Annotated in this window: 18 protein-coding genes; 12 read left to right on the forward strand and 6 right to left on the reverse strand. The window is 75.1% G+C overall.

From position 1 onward, the window contains the following. Window positions 1-21: 21 nt before the first annotated feature. Window positions 22-597 carry a TerD family protein gene (locus K1Y72_RS13930; RefSeq protein ID WP_220166720.1) on the reverse strand — a complete coding sequence of 192 codons (576 nt, stop codon included), beginning with the start codon at window positions 595-597 and terminating at the stop codon, window positions 22-24. Window positions 598-773: 176 nt separating this feature from the next. Here K1Y72_RS13930 and K1Y72_RS13935 point away from each other — a divergent pair, with 176 nt between their 5' ends. Continuing rightward, window positions 774-2024 carry a molecular chaperone DnaJ gene (locus K1Y72_RS13935; protein ID WP_220166721.1) on the forward strand — a complete coding sequence of 417 codons (1251 nt, stop codon included), beginning with the start codon at window positions 774-776 and terminating at the stop codon, window positions 2022-2024. A 30-nt stretch (window positions 2025-2054) separates the two neighbouring features. Here the strand turns inward: K1Y72_RS13935 and K1Y72_RS13940 are convergent, their stop codons facing one another. The 3 genes from K1Y72_RS13940 to dnaG all read right to left on the reverse strand — a co-directional run bounded on the left by K1Y72_RS13940 (window position 2055) and on the right by dnaG (window position 5748). After that, entirely contained in the window at window positions 2055-2516 is a 462-nt protein-coding gene (locus tag K1Y72_RS13940; protein WP_258572422.1) for a YbjQ family protein, read from the reverse strand. A 113-nt stretch (window positions 2517-2629) separates the two neighbouring features. Further along, complete coding sequence (gene rpoD / locus K1Y72_RS13945) at window positions 2630-3775, reverse strand: RNA polymerase sigma factor RpoD (protein WP_308287093.1); 1146 nt, start codon at window positions 3773-3775, stop codon at window positions 2630-2632. Window positions 3776-3846: 71 nt separating this feature from the next. Then, window positions 3847-5748, reverse strand: a complete 1902-nt coding sequence (gene dnaG / locus K1Y72_RS13950) for a DNA primase (protein WP_220166723.1) — start codon at window positions 5746-5748, stop codon at window positions 3847-3849. Between the two features lie 86 nt (window positions 5749-5834). On the opposite strand from dnaG, the gene K1Y72_RS13955 reads away from it, so the two are divergent. Beyond that, complete coding sequence (locus tag K1Y72_RS13955; protein WP_220166724.1) at window positions 5835-6434, forward strand: putative glycolipid-binding domain-containing protein; 600 nt, start codon at window positions 5835-5837, stop codon at window positions 6432-6434. Between the two features lie 48 nt (window positions 6435-6482). On the opposite strand, the gene K1Y72_RS13960 is transcribed toward K1Y72_RS13955, so the two are convergent. Then, window positions 6483-7307 (reverse strand): lysozyme, encoded by an 825-nt coding sequence (locus K1Y72_RS13960; RefSeq protein ID WP_308287062.1) that lies wholly within the window; start codon window positions 7305-7307, stop codon window positions 6483-6485. 265 nt (window positions 7308-7572) lie between these two features. Between K1Y72_RS13960 and K1Y72_RS13965 the strand changes: the two genes are divergently transcribed. The 6 genes from K1Y72_RS13965 (at window position 7573) to K1Y72_RS13990 (ending at window position 12178) form a co-directional block, all read left to right on the forward strand. After that, window positions 7573-7875, forward strand: coding sequence for an urease subunit gamma (locus K1Y72_RS13965; protein WP_220166725.1), 303 nt, complete (start codon window positions 7573-7575; stop codon window positions 7873-7875). After that, on the forward strand, window positions 7872-8183 hold the full coding sequence (locus K1Y72_RS13970) for an urease subunit beta (RefSeq protein WP_220166726.1): 312 nt from the start codon (window positions 7872-7874) through the stop codon (window positions 8181-8183). The genes K1Y72_RS13965 and K1Y72_RS13970 overlap by 4 nt, the downstream gene beginning before the upstream one ends. A gap of 107 nt (window positions 8184-8290) precedes the next feature. Further along, complete coding sequence (locus K1Y72_RS13975; protein WP_220166727.1) at window positions 8291-10006, forward strand: urease subunit alpha; 1716 nt, start codon at window positions 8291-8293, stop codon at window positions 10004-10006. Then, window positions 10006-10677, forward strand: a complete 672-nt coding sequence (locus K1Y72_RS13980) for an urease accessory protein UreF (protein ID WP_220166728.1) — start codon at window positions 10006-10008, stop codon at window positions 10675-10677. Before K1Y72_RS13975 ends, K1Y72_RS13980 begins: the two co-directional genes overlap by 1 nt. Window positions 10678-10703: 26 nt before the next feature. Continuing rightward, complete coding sequence (ureG, locus tag K1Y72_RS13985; RefSeq protein ID WP_220166729.1) at window positions 10704-11417, forward strand: urease accessory protein UreG; 714 nt, start codon at window positions 10704-10706, stop codon at window positions 11415-11417. After that, window positions 11414-12178, forward strand: a complete 765-nt coding sequence (locus K1Y72_RS13990; RefSeq protein WP_220166730.1) for an urease accessory protein UreD — start codon at window positions 11414-11416, stop codon at window positions 12176-12178. The genes ureG and K1Y72_RS13990 overlap by 4 nt, the downstream gene beginning before the upstream one ends. Here the strand turns inward: K1Y72_RS13990 and K1Y72_RS13995 are convergent. Beyond that, entirely contained in the window at window positions 12127-12516 is a 390-nt protein-coding gene (locus K1Y72_RS13995; RefSeq protein ID WP_220166731.1) for a MerR family transcriptional regulator, read from the reverse strand. The genes K1Y72_RS13990 and K1Y72_RS13995 overlap by 52 nt on opposite strands. A 74-nt stretch (window positions 12517-12590) precedes the next feature. Between K1Y72_RS13995 and K1Y72_RS14000 the strand changes: the two genes are divergently transcribed. The 4 genes from K1Y72_RS14000 (at window position 12591) to K1Y72_RS14015 (ending at window position 15357) form a co-directional block, all read left to right on the forward strand. Further along, complete coding sequence (locus tag K1Y72_RS14000) at window positions 12591-12872, forward strand: hypothetical protein (RefSeq protein ID WP_220166732.1); 282 nt, start codon at window positions 12591-12593, stop codon at window positions 12870-12872. A gap of 11 nt (window positions 12873-12883) precedes the next feature. After that, the gene (locus tag K1Y72_RS14005) at window positions 12884-13021 is read left to right on the forward strand and encodes a hypothetical protein (RefSeq protein ID WP_220166733.1); all 138 of its coding nucleotides are present in this window, start codon (window positions 12884-12886) and stop codon (window positions 13019-13021) included. A 106-nt stretch (window positions 13022-13127) separates the two neighbouring features. Next, window positions 13128-13523 carry an ATP-binding protein gene (locus tag K1Y72_RS14010; protein ID WP_220166734.1) on the forward strand — a complete coding sequence of 132 codons (396 nt, stop codon included), beginning with the start codon at window positions 13128-13130 and terminating at the stop codon, window positions 13521-13523. A gap of 154 nt (window positions 13524-13677) precedes the next feature. Then, complete coding sequence (locus K1Y72_RS14015; protein WP_220166735.1) at window positions 13678-15357, forward strand: substrate-binding and VWA domain-containing protein; 1680 nt, start codon at window positions 13678-13680, stop codon at window positions 15355-15357. Window positions 15358-15359: the final 2 nt, after the last annotated feature.

The following is a 15359-nucleotide window of genomic DNA, read 5'->3' on the forward strand; positions in this document are numbered from 1 at the left end:
CGCGCGAGCCCCGGACGGGGATCAGATGGTGACGCCGAAGTCCATGGCGATGCCGGCCAGACCAGAGGCATACCCCTGACCGACGGCCCGGAACTTCCAATCGGCGCCCGCACGGTAAAGCTCGCCGAACACCATGGCCGTCTCGGTGGAGGCGTCCTCGGACAGGTCGTAGCGGGCGAGCTCGGCGCCGCCGGCCTGGTTCACCACGCGGATGTAGGCGTTGCGGACCTGGCCGAAGTTCTGGCCGCGCGCGTCGGCCTCGTAGACCGACACCGCGAACGCGACCCGGTCGGCGGTGTCCGGCAGCGCGCCGAAGTTGACGTTGATCCGCTCGTCGTCGCCCTCGCCCGCGCCGGTGGTGTTGTCGCCGGTGTGCTCGACCGCGCCGTCGGGGCTGCGCAGGTTGTTGAAGAACACGAAGTGCCGATCGGTGATGATCTTGCCGGCGGCGTCCAGGACCAGCGCCGCGGCGTCCAGGTCGAAGTCGGCCCCGGTGGTGGTGCGCAGGTCCCAGCCGAGCCCCACGGTCACCGCGGTGAGGCCGGGGGCCTCCTTGGTGAGCGAGACGTTTCCGCCCTTGGTCAGGCTGACGCCCACTGTGCCTCCTCGATCGCATGCGGTCGGGCGCCGGACGGGCGCCCCCGCCATAACCGACGTAGCAGCGATGCTATCCGTTCCCGAACGCCTGCCCGTTGTGATCGTTCCTCCGCCCGGGCGGTGATTCCGCGCCCCGCGCGCCCCGACTAGGCTCGGAGGACCGAGAGGAGGCTGCGGTGGTGCGGGGATCGGGCGACCAGCGGCGGCGCGGGCGGGCGGCCGCGGGCGAGGACGCGGCGCTGGCGGCCAAGGAGGCGGCGGCGACCGCCTTCTACGACATGGACCAGGCGCAGAAGTACCTGCGCGGCCGCGTGCAGGTCTACGCCGATCTCGACGCCGCCGCGGCGGCGCCCGCCCAGCGCGAGTTCGCGGCGCTGACCGAGGCCGCTGACGCCGCCGCCGTCGCCTACATCGCCGTCGTGGACGCCCATCGGCTCGACGAGCGCGACCGCACCGCCGCCGAGTACGACGCCGCCCGCCGCGGCTTCGGCGCCGTCACCGAGCGGCTCGGCAAGGTCAACGCCGACCTCGGCGGGTTCGCCGAGCGCCTCGCCGGGCGGATGTCCCGGCTGGAGGCCGCCCTCGACCGGCTGCCGCCGAAGCTGACCGCCGCCCGCGCGGCCGCCGCGGCCGCCGAGGCCGCCGTCGGCGCGGCCCGCGCGGCCGGGCTGGACGCCTCCGACGCCGAGGCCGACCTCGCTACGGCCCGCGACGGGCTCGCCCGGCTCGGCTCGCAGGGGCTCGGCGGGCTCGGGCTGAACGGCGCGATGGACAAGGCCGAGGAGGTCCGGCAGGCCGCCGAGCGCGCCCGCGAGGCCGCCGAGGATCTGCCGAAGCAGGCCGAGCGGACGCGCCACGCCCTCGCCTCCGTCCGGACCCGCTCCGACATGGTGGAGACGCGGGTCGGAGCCGTCCAGGACGCCATGAAGACGCTGCTGCGCGGCTACTCGCAGGCGTGCTGGCAGGACCTGCGGGGCGCGCCCGAGGCGGTCGCGGGGGCCGTCGAGCGGGCCCGGGAGCGGCTGAACGAGGCGTCGGCGCACGTGGCGCGGGCCGAGTGGAAGCAGGCGCAGCGGGCCGTCACCGCGGCGCGCACCGAGCTGAACGGCGCCGAGCGGCGGGCCGCGCAGGTCACCGGGCGCGTCGCCGAGCTCGCCGAGGTCGCCGCCGACCCCGAGGGGGCGGCGCGGACCGCCCGGTTCGCCGTCCGCGACGCGCAGCGCCTCGCGATGGCGCAGCCCGGCGGCGCGGCCCCGCAGCACGTCCGGGTGCTGGACGGGCTGGTGGCGCGGCTGGAGCGGGCGCCGCGGACGCTGACCGGCGCGCACCCCGACTACTGGTCCTACCTGCGCGAACTCGACGCGGTGAAGACCGAGGCCGGGGACGTCGTCACGCGCATCCGCGCCGAGCGCGCCGCCCACGGCTGACCGGCCGGTGCCGGGCCTCCGCCGGGGGTCTCAGCGCTGGTCGTGGAGGCCGATGGTGAGGTTGCGCGCGTACATCGGCGGCGTGCCCGAGTGCTGCGGGTCGTTGTAGGACGGGCCCGGCTGGTGCTGCTGGTGCTGCTGCTGCTGCGGGTAGCCGGTGTTCTGCACCGGCTCGGCCCACACGGCGGTGCCGTAGGCGCAGACCTCGTGGGCGCCGCCGAGGGCGGCGGTGTCGAAGCTCATGCCGATCACGGCGTTGGCGCCCTTGCGGCGGGCGTCCTCGGCGAGCCGCTCGACGGCCTCGCGGCGCGCGGCGCCGAGCCCGGCCGGCTGGTCGCCGCCGACGCGGAAGGTCGCGCTGCTCGGCGCGCCGCCCGGCTGGCCGCCGCGGGCCGGCCCGTCGGGCTGCACGGCCGTCCCGAGCGCCTCCCCGAGCACGCTGCGGATCTCGAAACCGGGCAGGGCGTCGGTGGTCACGATCAGCATGGACATGGCCTCACGGTAGACCACCCGGCGGACGTTCTGCCACGAATGTCCGGCCGGGCGCGCGAAGGCGCCCCCCCCGCCCCGCTCCCCGTGGGCGGGGGGCGCCTTCGCGGACGCGCCTAGTCCAGGTACTCCCGAAGCATCTGCGCGCGCGAGGGGTGGCGCAGCTTCGCGAGCGTCTTGGACTCGATCTGCCGGATCCGTTCCCGGGTCACGCCGAACTCGCGGCCGACCTCCTCCAGCGTGCGCGGGTGGCCGTCGGTCAGCCCGAAGCGCAGCTGGATGATGCGCTGCTCGCGGTCCGACAGCGTGCCGAGGATGTCCTCCAGCTGGTCCTGGAGCAGGATGAACGCGGCCGCCTCGATCGGCACGACCGCGTCGGAGTCCTCGATGAAGTCGCCGAGGTCGGAGTCCTCCTCGCCGATGGGCGACTGCAGCGACACCGGCTCCTGGGCGATCCGCTGGATCTCCACCACGCGCGGCGCGGTGAGGCCCATCTCCAGGCCGATCTCGTCGGGCAGCGGCTCGCGGCCGAGGTCCTGGTGGAGCTGGCGCTGCACGCGCACCAGCTTGTTGATGGTCTCCACCATGTGCACCGGGATGCGGATGGTGCGGGCCTGGTCGGCGATGGCCCGGGTGATGGCCTGCCGGATCCACCAGGTGGCGTACGTCGAGAACTTGAATCCCTTGGTGTAGTCGAATTTCTCGACCGCGCGGATCAGTCCGAGATTTCCCTCCTGGATGAGGTCGAGGAAGAGCATTCCCCGGCCCACGTAGCGTTTGGCGATCGAGACGACCAGGCGCAGGTTCGCCTCGATCAGGCGTTGCTTCGCCCGCGCACCGTCGCGGGAGAGCAGTTCGAGGTCGAGGGCCTCGCCGCGGGAGAGGCCGCCGGCGTGCGCCAGCTTCTCCTCCGCGAACAGCCCCGCCTCGATCGATTTCGCTAGTTCGACTTCATCTTCTGCCGTGAGCAGCGGAACGCGACCGATCTCCCTCAGGTAGATGCGCACCAGGTCGCTCGTTGGCGCCCGCTTGCCGAGGTCTCCCTCGTCCGCTCGCTGGACGTCCTCGGTCTCGTGAGGAGACTCGAGGACCTCCACCCCCTGCTCGGCGAGCAGTCGGACGATCCTCTCCAGGGAGTCGTCCGGCAAGTCGGAGCGATCGAGTGCGGCGGCGACGTCGTCCACCGTCACTCCGCCACGCTCTCTACCACGCGCGACAAGGTCCGCCACCTGGTCAACCGATGGCGCCTCGCTTGGCAGCACCGAAGGGCCCACGTGGACAGTGTGCGTCAGCCCGGCCCTAGATCACAGGACCCATTTTGCTGTCCCTTGACTTACTGCGACCCGAGGCCGCGCTCGCGCAACACCCGTCGCTGCTGCTCAAGCGCGACAAGATCGCCGAAGAGCCGGTTGTACTCCTCGGCCTGCTCGACCGGATTGAGCCGTCCGAGTTTGGACTTGACGTCCGCGATCTGCCGGGTGAGCTGGCGCTCCTGGATCCGGGCCAGCAGCTCACCGGCGTATCGGTCCTCCGATTCATGCGCGGAGTGCACCGGTTCCACTGCGAGCTGCGTTATCAGCCCCCTGACCTGGTCGTTCGGGGCGGTCTCGCGGAGCAGCGCCACCCACTCGGCGTCGCGGCCCGCCGCGGCGGTGCCGCCGGCGGCGCCGATGACGCGGCGGACCTCGGCGTGCGGCGGGGCGATGTAGACCTCGGCGGGCACCCCGTCGAAGACCGGGCCGAGCACGCCGGGCCGCTGCATGGCGATCTTCAGCAGCTCGCGCTCGCGCTGCACCTCGGGGTCGTTCGGGTCGTAGGCGGGACGCTCGGGCGCGGGCTCCGGCGGCGGGGCGCCGTTGCCGCCGCGCCCCGTGCCGCGCGCGCCCCCGCGGGGCTGCGCCGCGCGGCGGGCGGCGAGCTCGCGGACGCGGCCGAGCACGAACTGCTCGTCCATGATGCCGAGCCAGCGGTCGAGGCTGACGGCGTACATCTGGCGGAGCGCGCGGTCCTTGATGCCGGCGACGACGGGCGCGGCGGCGTCGAGGGCGGCGAGCCGGCCCTCGGGGGTGTTCAGGTCCTTCTCCTGGATGGCGTTGCGGACGGCGAACTCGAACAGCGGCAGCCGGGAGGCGACCAGGTCGCGCACCGCCGCGTCGCCGTTCCGGATGCGCAGGTCGCAGGGGTCCAGGCCGTCGGGCTGGACGGCGACGAAGGTCTGCGTGACGAACTTCTGCTCGTCGGCGAACGCCCGCAGCGCCGCCTTCTGCCCGGCCGAGTCGCCGTCGAAGGTGAAGACGACCTCGCCGCGGAACTCGTCCTGGTCCATCAGGAGCCGCCGCAGCACCTTGATGTGCTCGTCGCCGAACGCGGTGCCGCAGGTGGCGACGGCGGTCGGGACGCCCGCCAGGTGGCAGGCCATCACGTCGGTGTAGCCCTCGACGACGACGGCCTGGCGGCGGCGGGCGATCTCCTTCTTGGCGAGGTCGGCGCCGTAGAGCACGTTGCCCTTGTGGAACAGCGGCGACTCGGGGGTGTTGAGGTACTTGGGGCCGTCATCGTCGTCGTGCAGGCGGCGCGCGCCGAACCCGATGACGTCGCCGGACAGGTCGCGGATCGGCCACATGAGGCGGCCGCGGAAGCGGTCCATCGGGCCGCGCCGGCCCTCCTTGGCGAGCCCGCCGGTGATCATGTCCTGGTCGGTGACGCCGCGGCCGCGCAGGTGGCGGACGAGGCCCTCCCACTCGCGCGGCGCGAACCCGACGCCGAACCCGGCCGCGTCGGCGGCCTCGAACCCGCGCTCGGACAGGAACCTCCGCCCGATCGCGCCGTCGGCGCCCGCGAGCTGCTCGGCGTACCACTCGGCGGCGGCGCGGTGCGCCTCCAGCAGCCGGGCGCGCTGCCCGCCGTCCTGGCGCGGGGTGTAGCCGCCCTCCTCGTAGCGGAGCTGGACGCCGGCCTTGCCCGCGAGGCGCTCGATCGCCTCGCCGAACGACAGGTGGTCGAGCTCCTGGACGAACTTGATGACGTCGCCGCCGGCGCCGCAGCCGAAGCAGTGGTACAGCCCGCGCGACGGCGTGACGTTGAACGAGGGCGACTTCTCGTCGTGGAAGGGGCAGAGGCCCTTGAGGTTGCCACCGCCCGCGTTGCGCAGCTGGAGGTACTCCCCTACGACCTCGTGGATGGGTGACCGCTCACGTACGAGCGCGATGTCCTCATTGCGAATCCGGCCTGCCACGTCCCGGAGTCTAATGTCGCCCCCTGACAGCCGGGGACGTCCCGCGCTGAAGGGTTGGCCGGCGGGGCCGCGAGCACACTGGGGGCATGACGCGATCGCTGGTGTGGGTGAAGGAGCGCGGCGCCGAACTCGCCGAGGTGACCCTGTCGGAGGGACGGCTCGCGGCGGCGGGCAGCGCGATCGGCGGCGGCGACGTGCCCTACCTGCTGGAGTACGAGCTCACCACCGGCGACCGCTACATCACCGCGCGGCTGCTCGTCCGGACCCACGGCGAGGACGAGGCGGCGGGGCCGTGGCGCCGGTCCCTGGAGCTCGTCGGCCGCCCCGAGGGGCGGTGGACGGTGAACGCCCGCGCCGAGGGCCGCCTCGCGCTGCCGCCGCCCGGCGGCGACGCGGCCGCGCTGGACGGCGCGCTGGACTGCGACCTGGCCCTGTCGCCGCTGGCGAGCACGCTGCCGGTGCTGCGCGAGGGCCTGCTCGGCGGCGGCGGCCCGGTGGACGTCGCGGTGGCCCGGGTCTCGGTGCCGGACCTGCGGGTGGCGCCCGAGACCCACACCTACGCCTTCGCCCGCCGCGACGGCGCCCGCGCGGTGCTGCGCCACGACGATCCGCGCGGCGGCCGGGAGATCGTCTTCGACGCGGACGGGCTGGTGGCGGACCACCCGGCGGCCGGGCGCAGGGTCTGAACCACTGGGCTCGACCCCTGGGCCCGGCCGCCGGGTGCCCGCCGCGCGCTACCCGTTGGCGAGGGCCTGGACGCGCGAGAAGTCGCCGTTGAACAGGTCCTGGTCGCCGGGGAAGGTGCCCGAGTCGCTGTACTGCCAGATCGTCTGGTAGGCCCAGTTGTAGGGCATCGGGCCCGGCGTCGACCCGTAGTAGGCGAGCATCAGCGGGTTGGTGGAGGAGAAGTCGCCGGTGTTGCCGGTGCACTGGCTCCACCAGCTCGTGGCGGTGTAGATGACGGGCCAGCGGCCGGTGCGGGCGTGGTAGCGGTCGCTGAACGACAGGATCCAGTTGACCATCCCCGCGGCCGACAGGCCGTAGCAGGTGGCGCCATAGGGGTTCCACTCCAGGTCCAGCAGGCCGGGCAGCGTCCGGCCGTCCTTGGACCAGCCGCCGCCGTGGGCGATGAAGTAGTCGGCCTGCGCCGCGCCCGAGGAGGTGTTCGGCGTCGCGAAGTGGTAGGCGCCGCGGATCAGGCCGGCGTTGTAGGAGCCGGTGTACTGCTGGCTGAAGTAGGGGCTCGTGTAGGTGGTGGACTCGGTCGCCTTGACGTAGGCGAAGCGGGCGCCGTTGGCGGCGACCGTCGACCAGGCGACGTTGCCCTGCCAGCCGCTGACGTCGAGGCCGCGCGTCTGCGCGGCGAGGCTCGGCGGCGGCGAGCTGGGCCCGTCCGGCATGTGCTCGGCGACCTGGGAGCCCATCCAGTCGCGCTCGGGGTGGGAGACGGGCGGCGGGGCGGCCGAGGCGGCGGGGGCGCTCACCGCCGCGACGCTGGCGGCGGTGGCGGCGGCGAGGGCGAGGGCGGGAGCCAGGAAGGAACGCATTCGGGTCGTCACACGACCCTCCTCTGCAGCGGGGGATCTTCCGGTGCAGTTATAACCTGACGCGCCCGGTCGGACGGAGTCTTGTACGTCGTAATTCTGGGGGAACATTCGTCGCCGCTTCGGCGCTCCTGGGGCTGGGCCGCGCGCCCGGTCCGTGCTAGTGGCGGCCCCCGGCGGGCGCCCGCTCGTGTCGGCCGTGTTTCGCGTGTGAAGACCCTGTAAAAAGGACGCCGGGGACGTTCCGCCGCGTCGGGGACCGCCGCTAGCGTCCCGGACTGTGCAGATCTCCCCACACGAGCAGGAGCGCCTGCTGATCCACGTGGCCGCCCAGGTGGCCCGGGACCGGCGGGCGCGCGGCCTGCGGCTGAACCATCCCGAGGCGACCGCCCTCATCGCGGTGCACATCCTGGAGGGCGCCCGCGACGGGCGCACCGTGGCCGAGCTGATGGAGTCGGGCCGCACCGTGCTGGCGCGGGACGACGTCATGGAGGGCGTCCCCGAGATGCTGGACTCCGTCCAGATGGAGGCGACCTTCCCCGACGGCACCAAGCTCGTCACCGTCCACCGGCCGATCCCGTGATCCCCGGGGAGATCGTGCCGGGCGGCGAGCCGGTGGAGCTGAACCCCGGCCGCCCGCGCACCACGCTGACCGTCGTCAACACCGGCGACCGGCCCGTGCAGGTCGGCTCGCACTACCACTTCGCCGCGGCCAACCCGGCCCTGGAGTTCGACCGGGACGCCGCCTGGGGCACCCGCCTGGACGTCCCGGCCGGCACCGCCGTGCGCTTCGAGCCCGGCATCACCCGCGACGTGGACCTCGTCCCGCTGGCCGGGAACCGCGTCGTCCCCGGCCTCCGCGCCGAGCAGGCAGGAGAGCTGGATGGCTGAGCACGCGCGTGGCGGCTGGACTGAGGAGCGCAGGGAGCCTGCGACCGGAGCGACGAGGGAAGCCGTCACGCTGAAGGCGTGCGAAGCGGCGAGCGGAGGCGAGCCCAATGAGCACTGAGCTGTCGCGCGCGCGGTACGCCGCGCTCTACGGGCCGACGGCCGGGGACCGGATCCGGCTCGCCGACACCGACCTGTTCGTCGAGGTGACCGAGGACCGCAGCCGCGGTCCGGCGGGCGCCGGCGACGAGGCGGTGTTCGGCGGCGGCAAGGTGATCCGCGAGTCGATGGGGCAGGCCCGCACCACCCGCGCCGAGGGCGCGCTCGACCTGGTGGTCACCGGCGCCGTCGTGCTGGACCACTGGGGCGTCGTCAAGGCCGACATCGGGATCCGCGACGGCCGCATCGTCGCGCTCGGCAAGGCCGGCAACCCCGACACGATGGACGGCGTCCACCCCGACCTGGTGATCGGCCCGAGCACCGAGGTGCTGGCCGGCAACGGGAAGATCGTCACGGCGGGGGCGGTGGACTCCCACGTCCATCTCATCTGCCCGCAGCTGCTGGACGAGGCGCTCGGCGCGGGCGTCACCACGCTCATCGGCGGCGGCACCGGCCCCGCCGAGGGCACCAAGGCGACGACGGTGACCGGCGCCTGGTACCTGCCGCGGATGCTCCAGGCCCTCGACGGATACCCGGTCAACGTGGCGCTGCTCGGCAAGGGCAACACGGTGTCCGAGGAGGGTCTCTGGGAGCAGCTCCGGGCGGGGGCGTCCGGGTTCAAGCTGCACGAGGACTGGGGCTCCACGCCCGCCGCGATCGACGCGTGCCTGCGCGTCGCCGACGCCTCGGGCGTGCAGGTCGCGCTGCACTCCGACACCCTCAACGAGGCCGGGTACGTCGAGTCGACGCTCGGCGCGATCGCGGGCCGGTCCATCCACGCCTACCACACCGAGGGCGCGGGCGGCGGGCACGCGCCCGACATCATCACCGTCGCCGCGCACCCGAACGTGCTGCCGTCCTCGACCAACCCGACGCGGCCGCACACCGTCAACACCCTCGACGAGCACCTGGACATGCTGATGGTGTGCCACCACCTCAGCCCGTCCATCCCCGAGGACCTGGCGTTCGCCGAGTCGCGGATCCGGCCGACGACGATGGCGGCCGAGGACGTGCTGCACGACCTCGGTGCCATCTCCATCATCGGCTCTGACTCACAGGCGATGGGCCGGATCGGCGAGACCGTCATCCGCACCTGGCAGACCGCGCACGCCATGAAGGCGCGGCGCGGCGCGCTGGGCGGCCCGGCCGACAACCTGCGGGCGCGCCGCTACGTCGCCAAGTACACGATCAACCCGGCGATCGCGCACGGCCTGGACGGCGAGATCGGCTCGGTGGAGCCGGGCAAGCTCGCCGACCTCGTGCTGTGGGATCCGGCGTTCTTCGGGGTGCGGCCGCAGGTCGTGCTGAAGGGCGGGATCATCGCCTGGGCGCAGATGGGCGACGCCAACGCCTCGATCCCGACGCCGCAGCCGGTCATGCCGCGGCCGATGTTCGGGGCGGCGCCGCAGGTCGCCGCGTCCGCCTCGCTGCACTTCGTGTCGCCGGCGGCGCTGGAGGACGGCCTCGCCGACACCCTGGACGTGCGGCGGGCGCTCGTCCCGGTCCGCGACACCCGCCGGCTCGGCAAGGCCGACCTGCCGCTGAACGACGCGCTGCCGCGCATCGAGGTGGACCCCGACACCTTCACCGTCACGATCGACGGCGACGCGGTCGAGCCCGCCCCGGCGCGCGAGCTGCCGATGGCCCAGCGCTACTTCCTGTTCTGATGCGCGCCTCGCTGCTGCTGCTCGCCGACTCCCGGCTGCCCGCCGGCGGCCACGCCCACTCGGGCGGCCTGGAGCCGGCCGTCGCGGCGGGCGCCGTCCGGGACGTCCCGGCGCTGGCGGACTTCCTGCGCGGCCGCCTCGCCACGTCGGGGCTGGTCGCGGCCGCCCTCGCCGCCGCCGCCTGCGCGCACGCCGCGCGGGGCGGCGGCGCGTGGGCGGCGCTGGACGCCGAGACCGACGCCCGCACGCCCTCCCCCGCGCAGCGGGCCGCGTCCCGGGCGCAGGGCCGGTCGCTGCTGCGCGTCGCCCGCACCGCGTGGGCGTCCCCGGCGCTCGACGCGCTGGCGGGCACGCCGGGCGGCCCGCACCATCCGGCCGTGCTCGGCGCGGCGGCCGCCGCGATGGGCGCGGCGCCGCGCGAGGCCGCCGAGATCACCGCCTACATGGCGGTGACGGGCCCGGCGTCGGCCGGGATCCGGCTGCTCGGCCTGGACCCGCTCGCCGTCAACCGGGCCCTCGCGGTCCTCGCCGCCGACGTGGACGCCGTCGCCGCCGAGGCCGCCGGCTTCGCGGACGGGCCGTGGGCGGAGCTGCCCGCCGCGTCCGCGCCGCTGCTCGACCTGTACGCCGAGCGGCACCTGCGCACCGACCTGCGCCTGTTCGAGTCCTGACCCGCACCCGTACAAGAGGAGGCCCCATGGGCGCCAACCACGACCACGACCCCTACGCGGCCACCCGCCCGCACGGCCGCGCGCTGCGGCTCGGCATCGGCGGGCCCGTCGGCAGCGGCAAGACCGCGCTCACCGCCGCGCTCTGCCGGGCGCTCCGCGACGAGCTGGACCTCGCCGTCGTCACCAACGACATCTACACGACCGAGGACGCCGACTTCCTGCGCCGCGAGGCGGTGCTGTCCGACGACCGGATCACCGCCGTGCGCACCGGCGCCTGCCCGCACACCGCGATCCGCGACGACATCTCCGCCAACCTCGACGCCTGCGAGGCGCTCCAGGAGCGCCATCCCGGCCTCGACCTCATCATCGTCGAGAGCGGCGGCGACAACCTGACCGCGCTGTTCAGCCAGGGCCTCGCCGACCGGCAGATCTTCGTGCTGGACGTCGCGGGCGGCGACGACGTGCCGCGCAAGGGCGGCCTCGGCGTCGCCGCCGCCGACCTGCTCGTCATCAACAAGACCGACCTCGCGCCGCTCGTCGGGAGCGACCTGGCGATGATGGGCCGCGACGCCGGCAAGGTCCGCGGCGGCAAGCCCGTCGTGTTCAGCAGCCTGCGCGAGCGGCCCGGCGCCGACGAGGTCGCCGCCTGGATCCGCGGCGTCCTGCACGACCTCGCCCACGAGCACGGCGAGCACGAGCACGAGCATGGGCGCGAGCGCGAGCGCGCGGCCGCGTCGTGACCCGCGGCTACACCGCCCGCGCCGCCGTCACCGCGGCGCCCGGCGCGGGCGGCGCGCCGCGCCTCACCCGGCTCCGCTCGGACGGGCCGCTCGCCCTCCGCCAGACCCCCGACGCCGTCTACCTGGTGGGCGCGGCGGCCGGACCGCTCGGCGGCGACGACCTGGAGCTGGACCTCGTCGTCGAGCCGGGCGCGCGGCTCGCCGTCCGGTCGGCGGCCACGTCGCTGGCGCTGCCCGGCGACGGGGAATCGCGGATGACGGTCCGCGCGTCCGTCGGCGCGGGCGCCCACCTGGACTTCGCGCCCGAGCCGACGGTCGCGGCGCGCGGCTGCCGCCACCGCGCCGCCGCCGAGATCGACCTCGCCGCCGATGCGACCCTGCGCTGGTTCGAGGAGCTCGTCCTCGGCCGGCACCGCGAGGAGCCGGGCCGCCACACCAGCCGCTTCGACGTGACCGTCGCGGGCGTCCCGCTGCTCCGCCACGAGCTGCGGCTGACCGACCGCCTCGCCTGCACGAGCCGCGCCGTGCTCGGCGACGCGGGCGCCGCCGGCAGCGTCCTGCTCGCCGGGCCCGGCGTCGCCGCCGAGCCGCACGCCGCGGACGGCCTGGCGGTGCTGCCGCTCGCCGGTCCGGGCGTCCTCGTCACCGCCGTCGCGGCGGACTCCGCCGCGCTGCGGCGCCTGCTCGCCGAGGGCGAGCGGCGCTGCCGTCAGGCGGCCGGGCCCGCGCCGACCCGGCAGGCCGCCGTCGCCCCCGCATAGAAGCCGATCTTGGTCTGGATGTGCCGCTGCTGCTCGCGCAGCTTGGCGATCTCGGTCTCCACCCGGCGGTCGTGCGCGCGCAGCAGCGCGAGGCGCTCGGTCTCGGTGCCGCGCTCGCGCGCGAGCTCGGCGTAGCGCAGCATCTCGGCGATCGGCATGCCGGTGTCGCGCAGGCAGCGCAGCATGTGCAGCCACGACAGGTCCCCGTCGCTGAACACGCGCCGCCCGGCGGTGTCGCGGGCGATGCCCGGCAGCAGGCCGATCTTCTCGTAGTAGCGGAGCGTGTCGATGCTGAAACCGCTCTTCGCCGAGGTCTCGGCCGGGGAGTAGGAGCTCACCCGCCCCACCCTCCGCCCGGAGCCGGCTCCGGGTCAAGGCGGGCCGCGCCGGCGGCGACCGCGTCCCCTTCCTCGTGACGGTGCGGAACTTCGCCGAGGAGAACCCGCCGGTCCGGTCCGTCGTCGGCCACATCGAGCACACCCTGGACGTCTCCTACAACTGCCGGCCGCCCGCCGGCCTGGACGAGCTGATCGACGCAGCGCACCGCGCGGACGCCGCCGGCGTCATCGAGCGGTTCTGCACCGAGTACCCCCTCGCCACGGTCCTCGTCACCTCCCGCAGCGTCGGACAGGGGTGCTGCTCTGCATGGCTTACGAGATGGACCGGTTCTATCTCCGGACCGTTCGGCCCTTGATCCTGTCCGTCATGGAACCACTCATCCCCTACCTCGACCACGAGCCCGACCGCCCCCCGCTGCCCGTGGACGAGCGCTGGGCGCGGCTCTTCCACGACTGGGCTGACGGCCGTATCCGCTTCACCCCCGAAGGGGAGAGACGGCACTGACTCCTCCGGGTGCGCAATCTGTGGCCCGTTCCGTACCCGTGACGCATCGATTCCGGGGGATCACCCATGGTGACGGCTTGATGGCGACCGGACCGGAGTGTGCCTTATGACGACCTGGACCGTCCTCGGCTCGGTGACCCTGCCCGCGGTGCCGCGGAGCGTGCCGGCGGCGCGGCGGTTCGCCGCCGGGCTGCTGCCGCCCGGCGATCTGGCCGACATCCTGGTGCTGCTGGTCAGCGAGGCCGCGACCAACAGCGTGCGGCACTCGGACTCGCGGCACGGCGGGGAGCTCACCCTCACCCTCTACGACGTCGGCGGCGCGGTGCGGGTGGACGTCGCCGACGCGGGCGGGGCGACCGCGCCGGAGCGGGTCAGCCGGGGCGCGCTCGCGACCGGCGGCCGCGGCATGGCGATGATCGAGGATCTGGCCGACCGGGCCGGCCACCACGGCGACGACGCGGGGCGCCGGCACACCTGGTTCGAGATCGCCTTCGCGGCCTGACCCGCATCACGGGCGGACAGGGACGCTTGAACCGGCCTTAAGCGTGCGTTAAGGAACGGAACCGCCCCCGCTGATCTATGGTGCGGGGGCGGCGCGTCGCGGCAGGGGTGGCAGGGGCGGCAGCGCGTCCGCTCAGGAGGGTGACAGCCACGCCATGCGCCTGAAGCAGACCCCGCAGGGACCGTCCGCCCGGCACCGCCGGCCCCGCCGCCGCCGCTTCTCCCGGCCCCTGGCGGTGGCGACGCTGCTCGCCCTGCTGATGGGGTTCGGCGTGTACCGGGTCGGCGGGGCGTTCGGCCTCGCGTGCGCGGCGGGCGCGTCCCCGCTGGCGCTGGACGTGGCGGCCGAGCCGGCGATCGCGCCGGTGGTCGCGCGGGCGGCGGCGCGGGCGACGGCGGGGCACGCGAAGGCGGCGGGCCGCTGCCTGGAGATCCGGGTGCGGGCGGTGCCGCCCGCCGACGTCGCCGACCTGCTCGCCGGGCGCGCCGCCGCCGGGCCCGGGACGGCGCGGCCGGACGTGTGGATCCCCGACACCGGCCTGTGGACGGGCCTGCTGCCCGCGGACCGCCGCGGCGCGCTCGTCCCGACCGGCGCGCACGTGGCGGCGAGCCCGCTGGTGGCGGCGCTGCCGCGGCGCCTCGCGGACCGGGCGGCGGAGGCGCCCTCGTGGACGGCGATGATGCGGGCGGCGGCCGGCGGTTCGCTGCGGATGCGGGTGCCCGACCCGGCGCGCACCGGGCCCGGCCTCGCCGCCCTGGTGATCGCCGCGACGCTGACCGGCGACGGTACCGGCGAGCGCGCCCTGTTCAGCGCGGTCGCGCGCGCCTGGCGGGAGCGGCAGGCGCCCTCGGTGCGCGCCGCGCTCGTCGGCGACCGCCGCGACCCGACCTTCGCGCTCGTCCCCGAGCAGGCCGTCTTAGCCCACAACCGGGACGCGCCCGGCGACCCCGCCGTCACCGTCCGGCCCGCCGAGGGCACCCTCGCGATGGACTACCCGGTGCTGCGCGTCGCGCCCGCCGCCGGTCGCCCCGACACGGCGCCCGCCGTGCGGCGGCTGGTCCGGGCGCTCGCCTCGGCGGCGACTCGGCGGGACGTGCGGAACGCCGGTTTCCGCGCGCCGTCCGCCGGCGGCCTCCGGCTGCTCGCCGCGCCCGGCCCCGACCGCGTCGCCGCCGCCGCGCAGTCGTGGGCGCGGCTGACGCTCGGCATCCGGCTGCTCAGCGTCGTCGACGTGTCCGGCTCGATGGCCGAGGAGATCGCGCCCGGCCGGACGCGGCTGCAGGGCACCCTCACCGCGATGCAGAACGTGCTCGCGCTGTTCCCCGACGACTCCGAGGTGGGCCTGTGGAGCTTCTCGGCCGCGCCCGCCGGCCGGCCGGACTTCACCGAGCTCGTCGGCGTCGGGCCGCTCGGCGAGCGGTTCGGGTCGGCGACCCGCCGCCAGCTCGGCCTGAACGCCTTCGGCCGGCTGAAGGTGCGGCCGCACGGCCGCACCGCCCTGTACGCGACGCTGCTGGCCGCCTACGCCCGGATGCAGCGCACCTACAAGCCCGAGTTCGTCAACACGATCGCGTTCTGGACCGACGGCCGCGACGAGGATCCCGGCGGCCCGACCCTCGCCGCCACCCTGGACGCGCTGCGCGGCCTCGCCGACCCGGCCCGCCCCGTCCAGGTCATGATGTTCGCGATCGGGCCCGGCGCCGACGTCACCGCCCTCGGCCGCATCGCGCGGGTCGTCCAGGGGCGGACGTTCCAGGCCGGCTCGCCCGCCCGGATGCAGGAGGTGTTCGGGCAGGCCGTCGCCCGCCGCCTCTGCGCGCCGCGCTGCCGCTGACG

It is taken from the genome of Actinomadura parmotrematis (genome assembly GCF_019458805.1).
In the GTDB taxonomy this organism is placed as follows: Bacteria; Actinomycetota; Actinomycetes; order Streptosporangiales; family Streptosporangiaceae; genus Spirillospora; species Spirillospora parmotrematis.

Bases quoted from the DNA above. Each gene is read 5' to 3' on its own strand.
- K1Y72_RS13940 (WP_258572422.1), bottom strand. From the start codon at position 2,516: ATGTCCATGCTGATCGTGACCACCGACGCCCTGCCCGGTTTCGAGATC.
- K1Y72_RS13955 (WP_220166724.1), top strand. From the start codon at position 5,835: ATGACGCGATCGCTGGTGTGGGTGAAGGAGCGCGGCGCCGAACTCGCC.
- K1Y72_RS13975 (WP_220166727.1), top strand. From the start codon at position 8,291: ATGAGCACTGAGCTGTCGCGCGCGCGGTACGCCGCGCTCTACGGGCCG.
- K1Y72_RS13980 (WP_220166728.1), top strand. From the start codon at position 10,006: ATGCGCGCCTCGCTGCTGCTGCTCGCCGACTCCCGGCTGCCCGCCGGC.
- ureG (WP_220166729.1), top strand. From the start codon at position 10,704: ATGGGCGCCAACCACGACCACGACCCCTACGCGGCCACCCGCCCGCAC.
- K1Y72_RS14005 (WP_220166733.1), top strand. From the start codon at position 12,884: ATGGAACCACTCATCCCCTACCTCGACCACGAGCCCGACCGCCCCCCG.
- K1Y72_RS14010 (WP_220166734.1), top strand. From the start codon at position 13,128: ATGACGACCTGGACCGTCCTCGGCTCGGTGACCCTGCCCGCGGTGCCG.
- K1Y72_RS14015 (WP_220166735.1), top strand. From the start codon at position 13,678: ATGCGCCTGAAGCAGACCCCGCAGGGACCGTCCGCCCGGCACCGCCGG.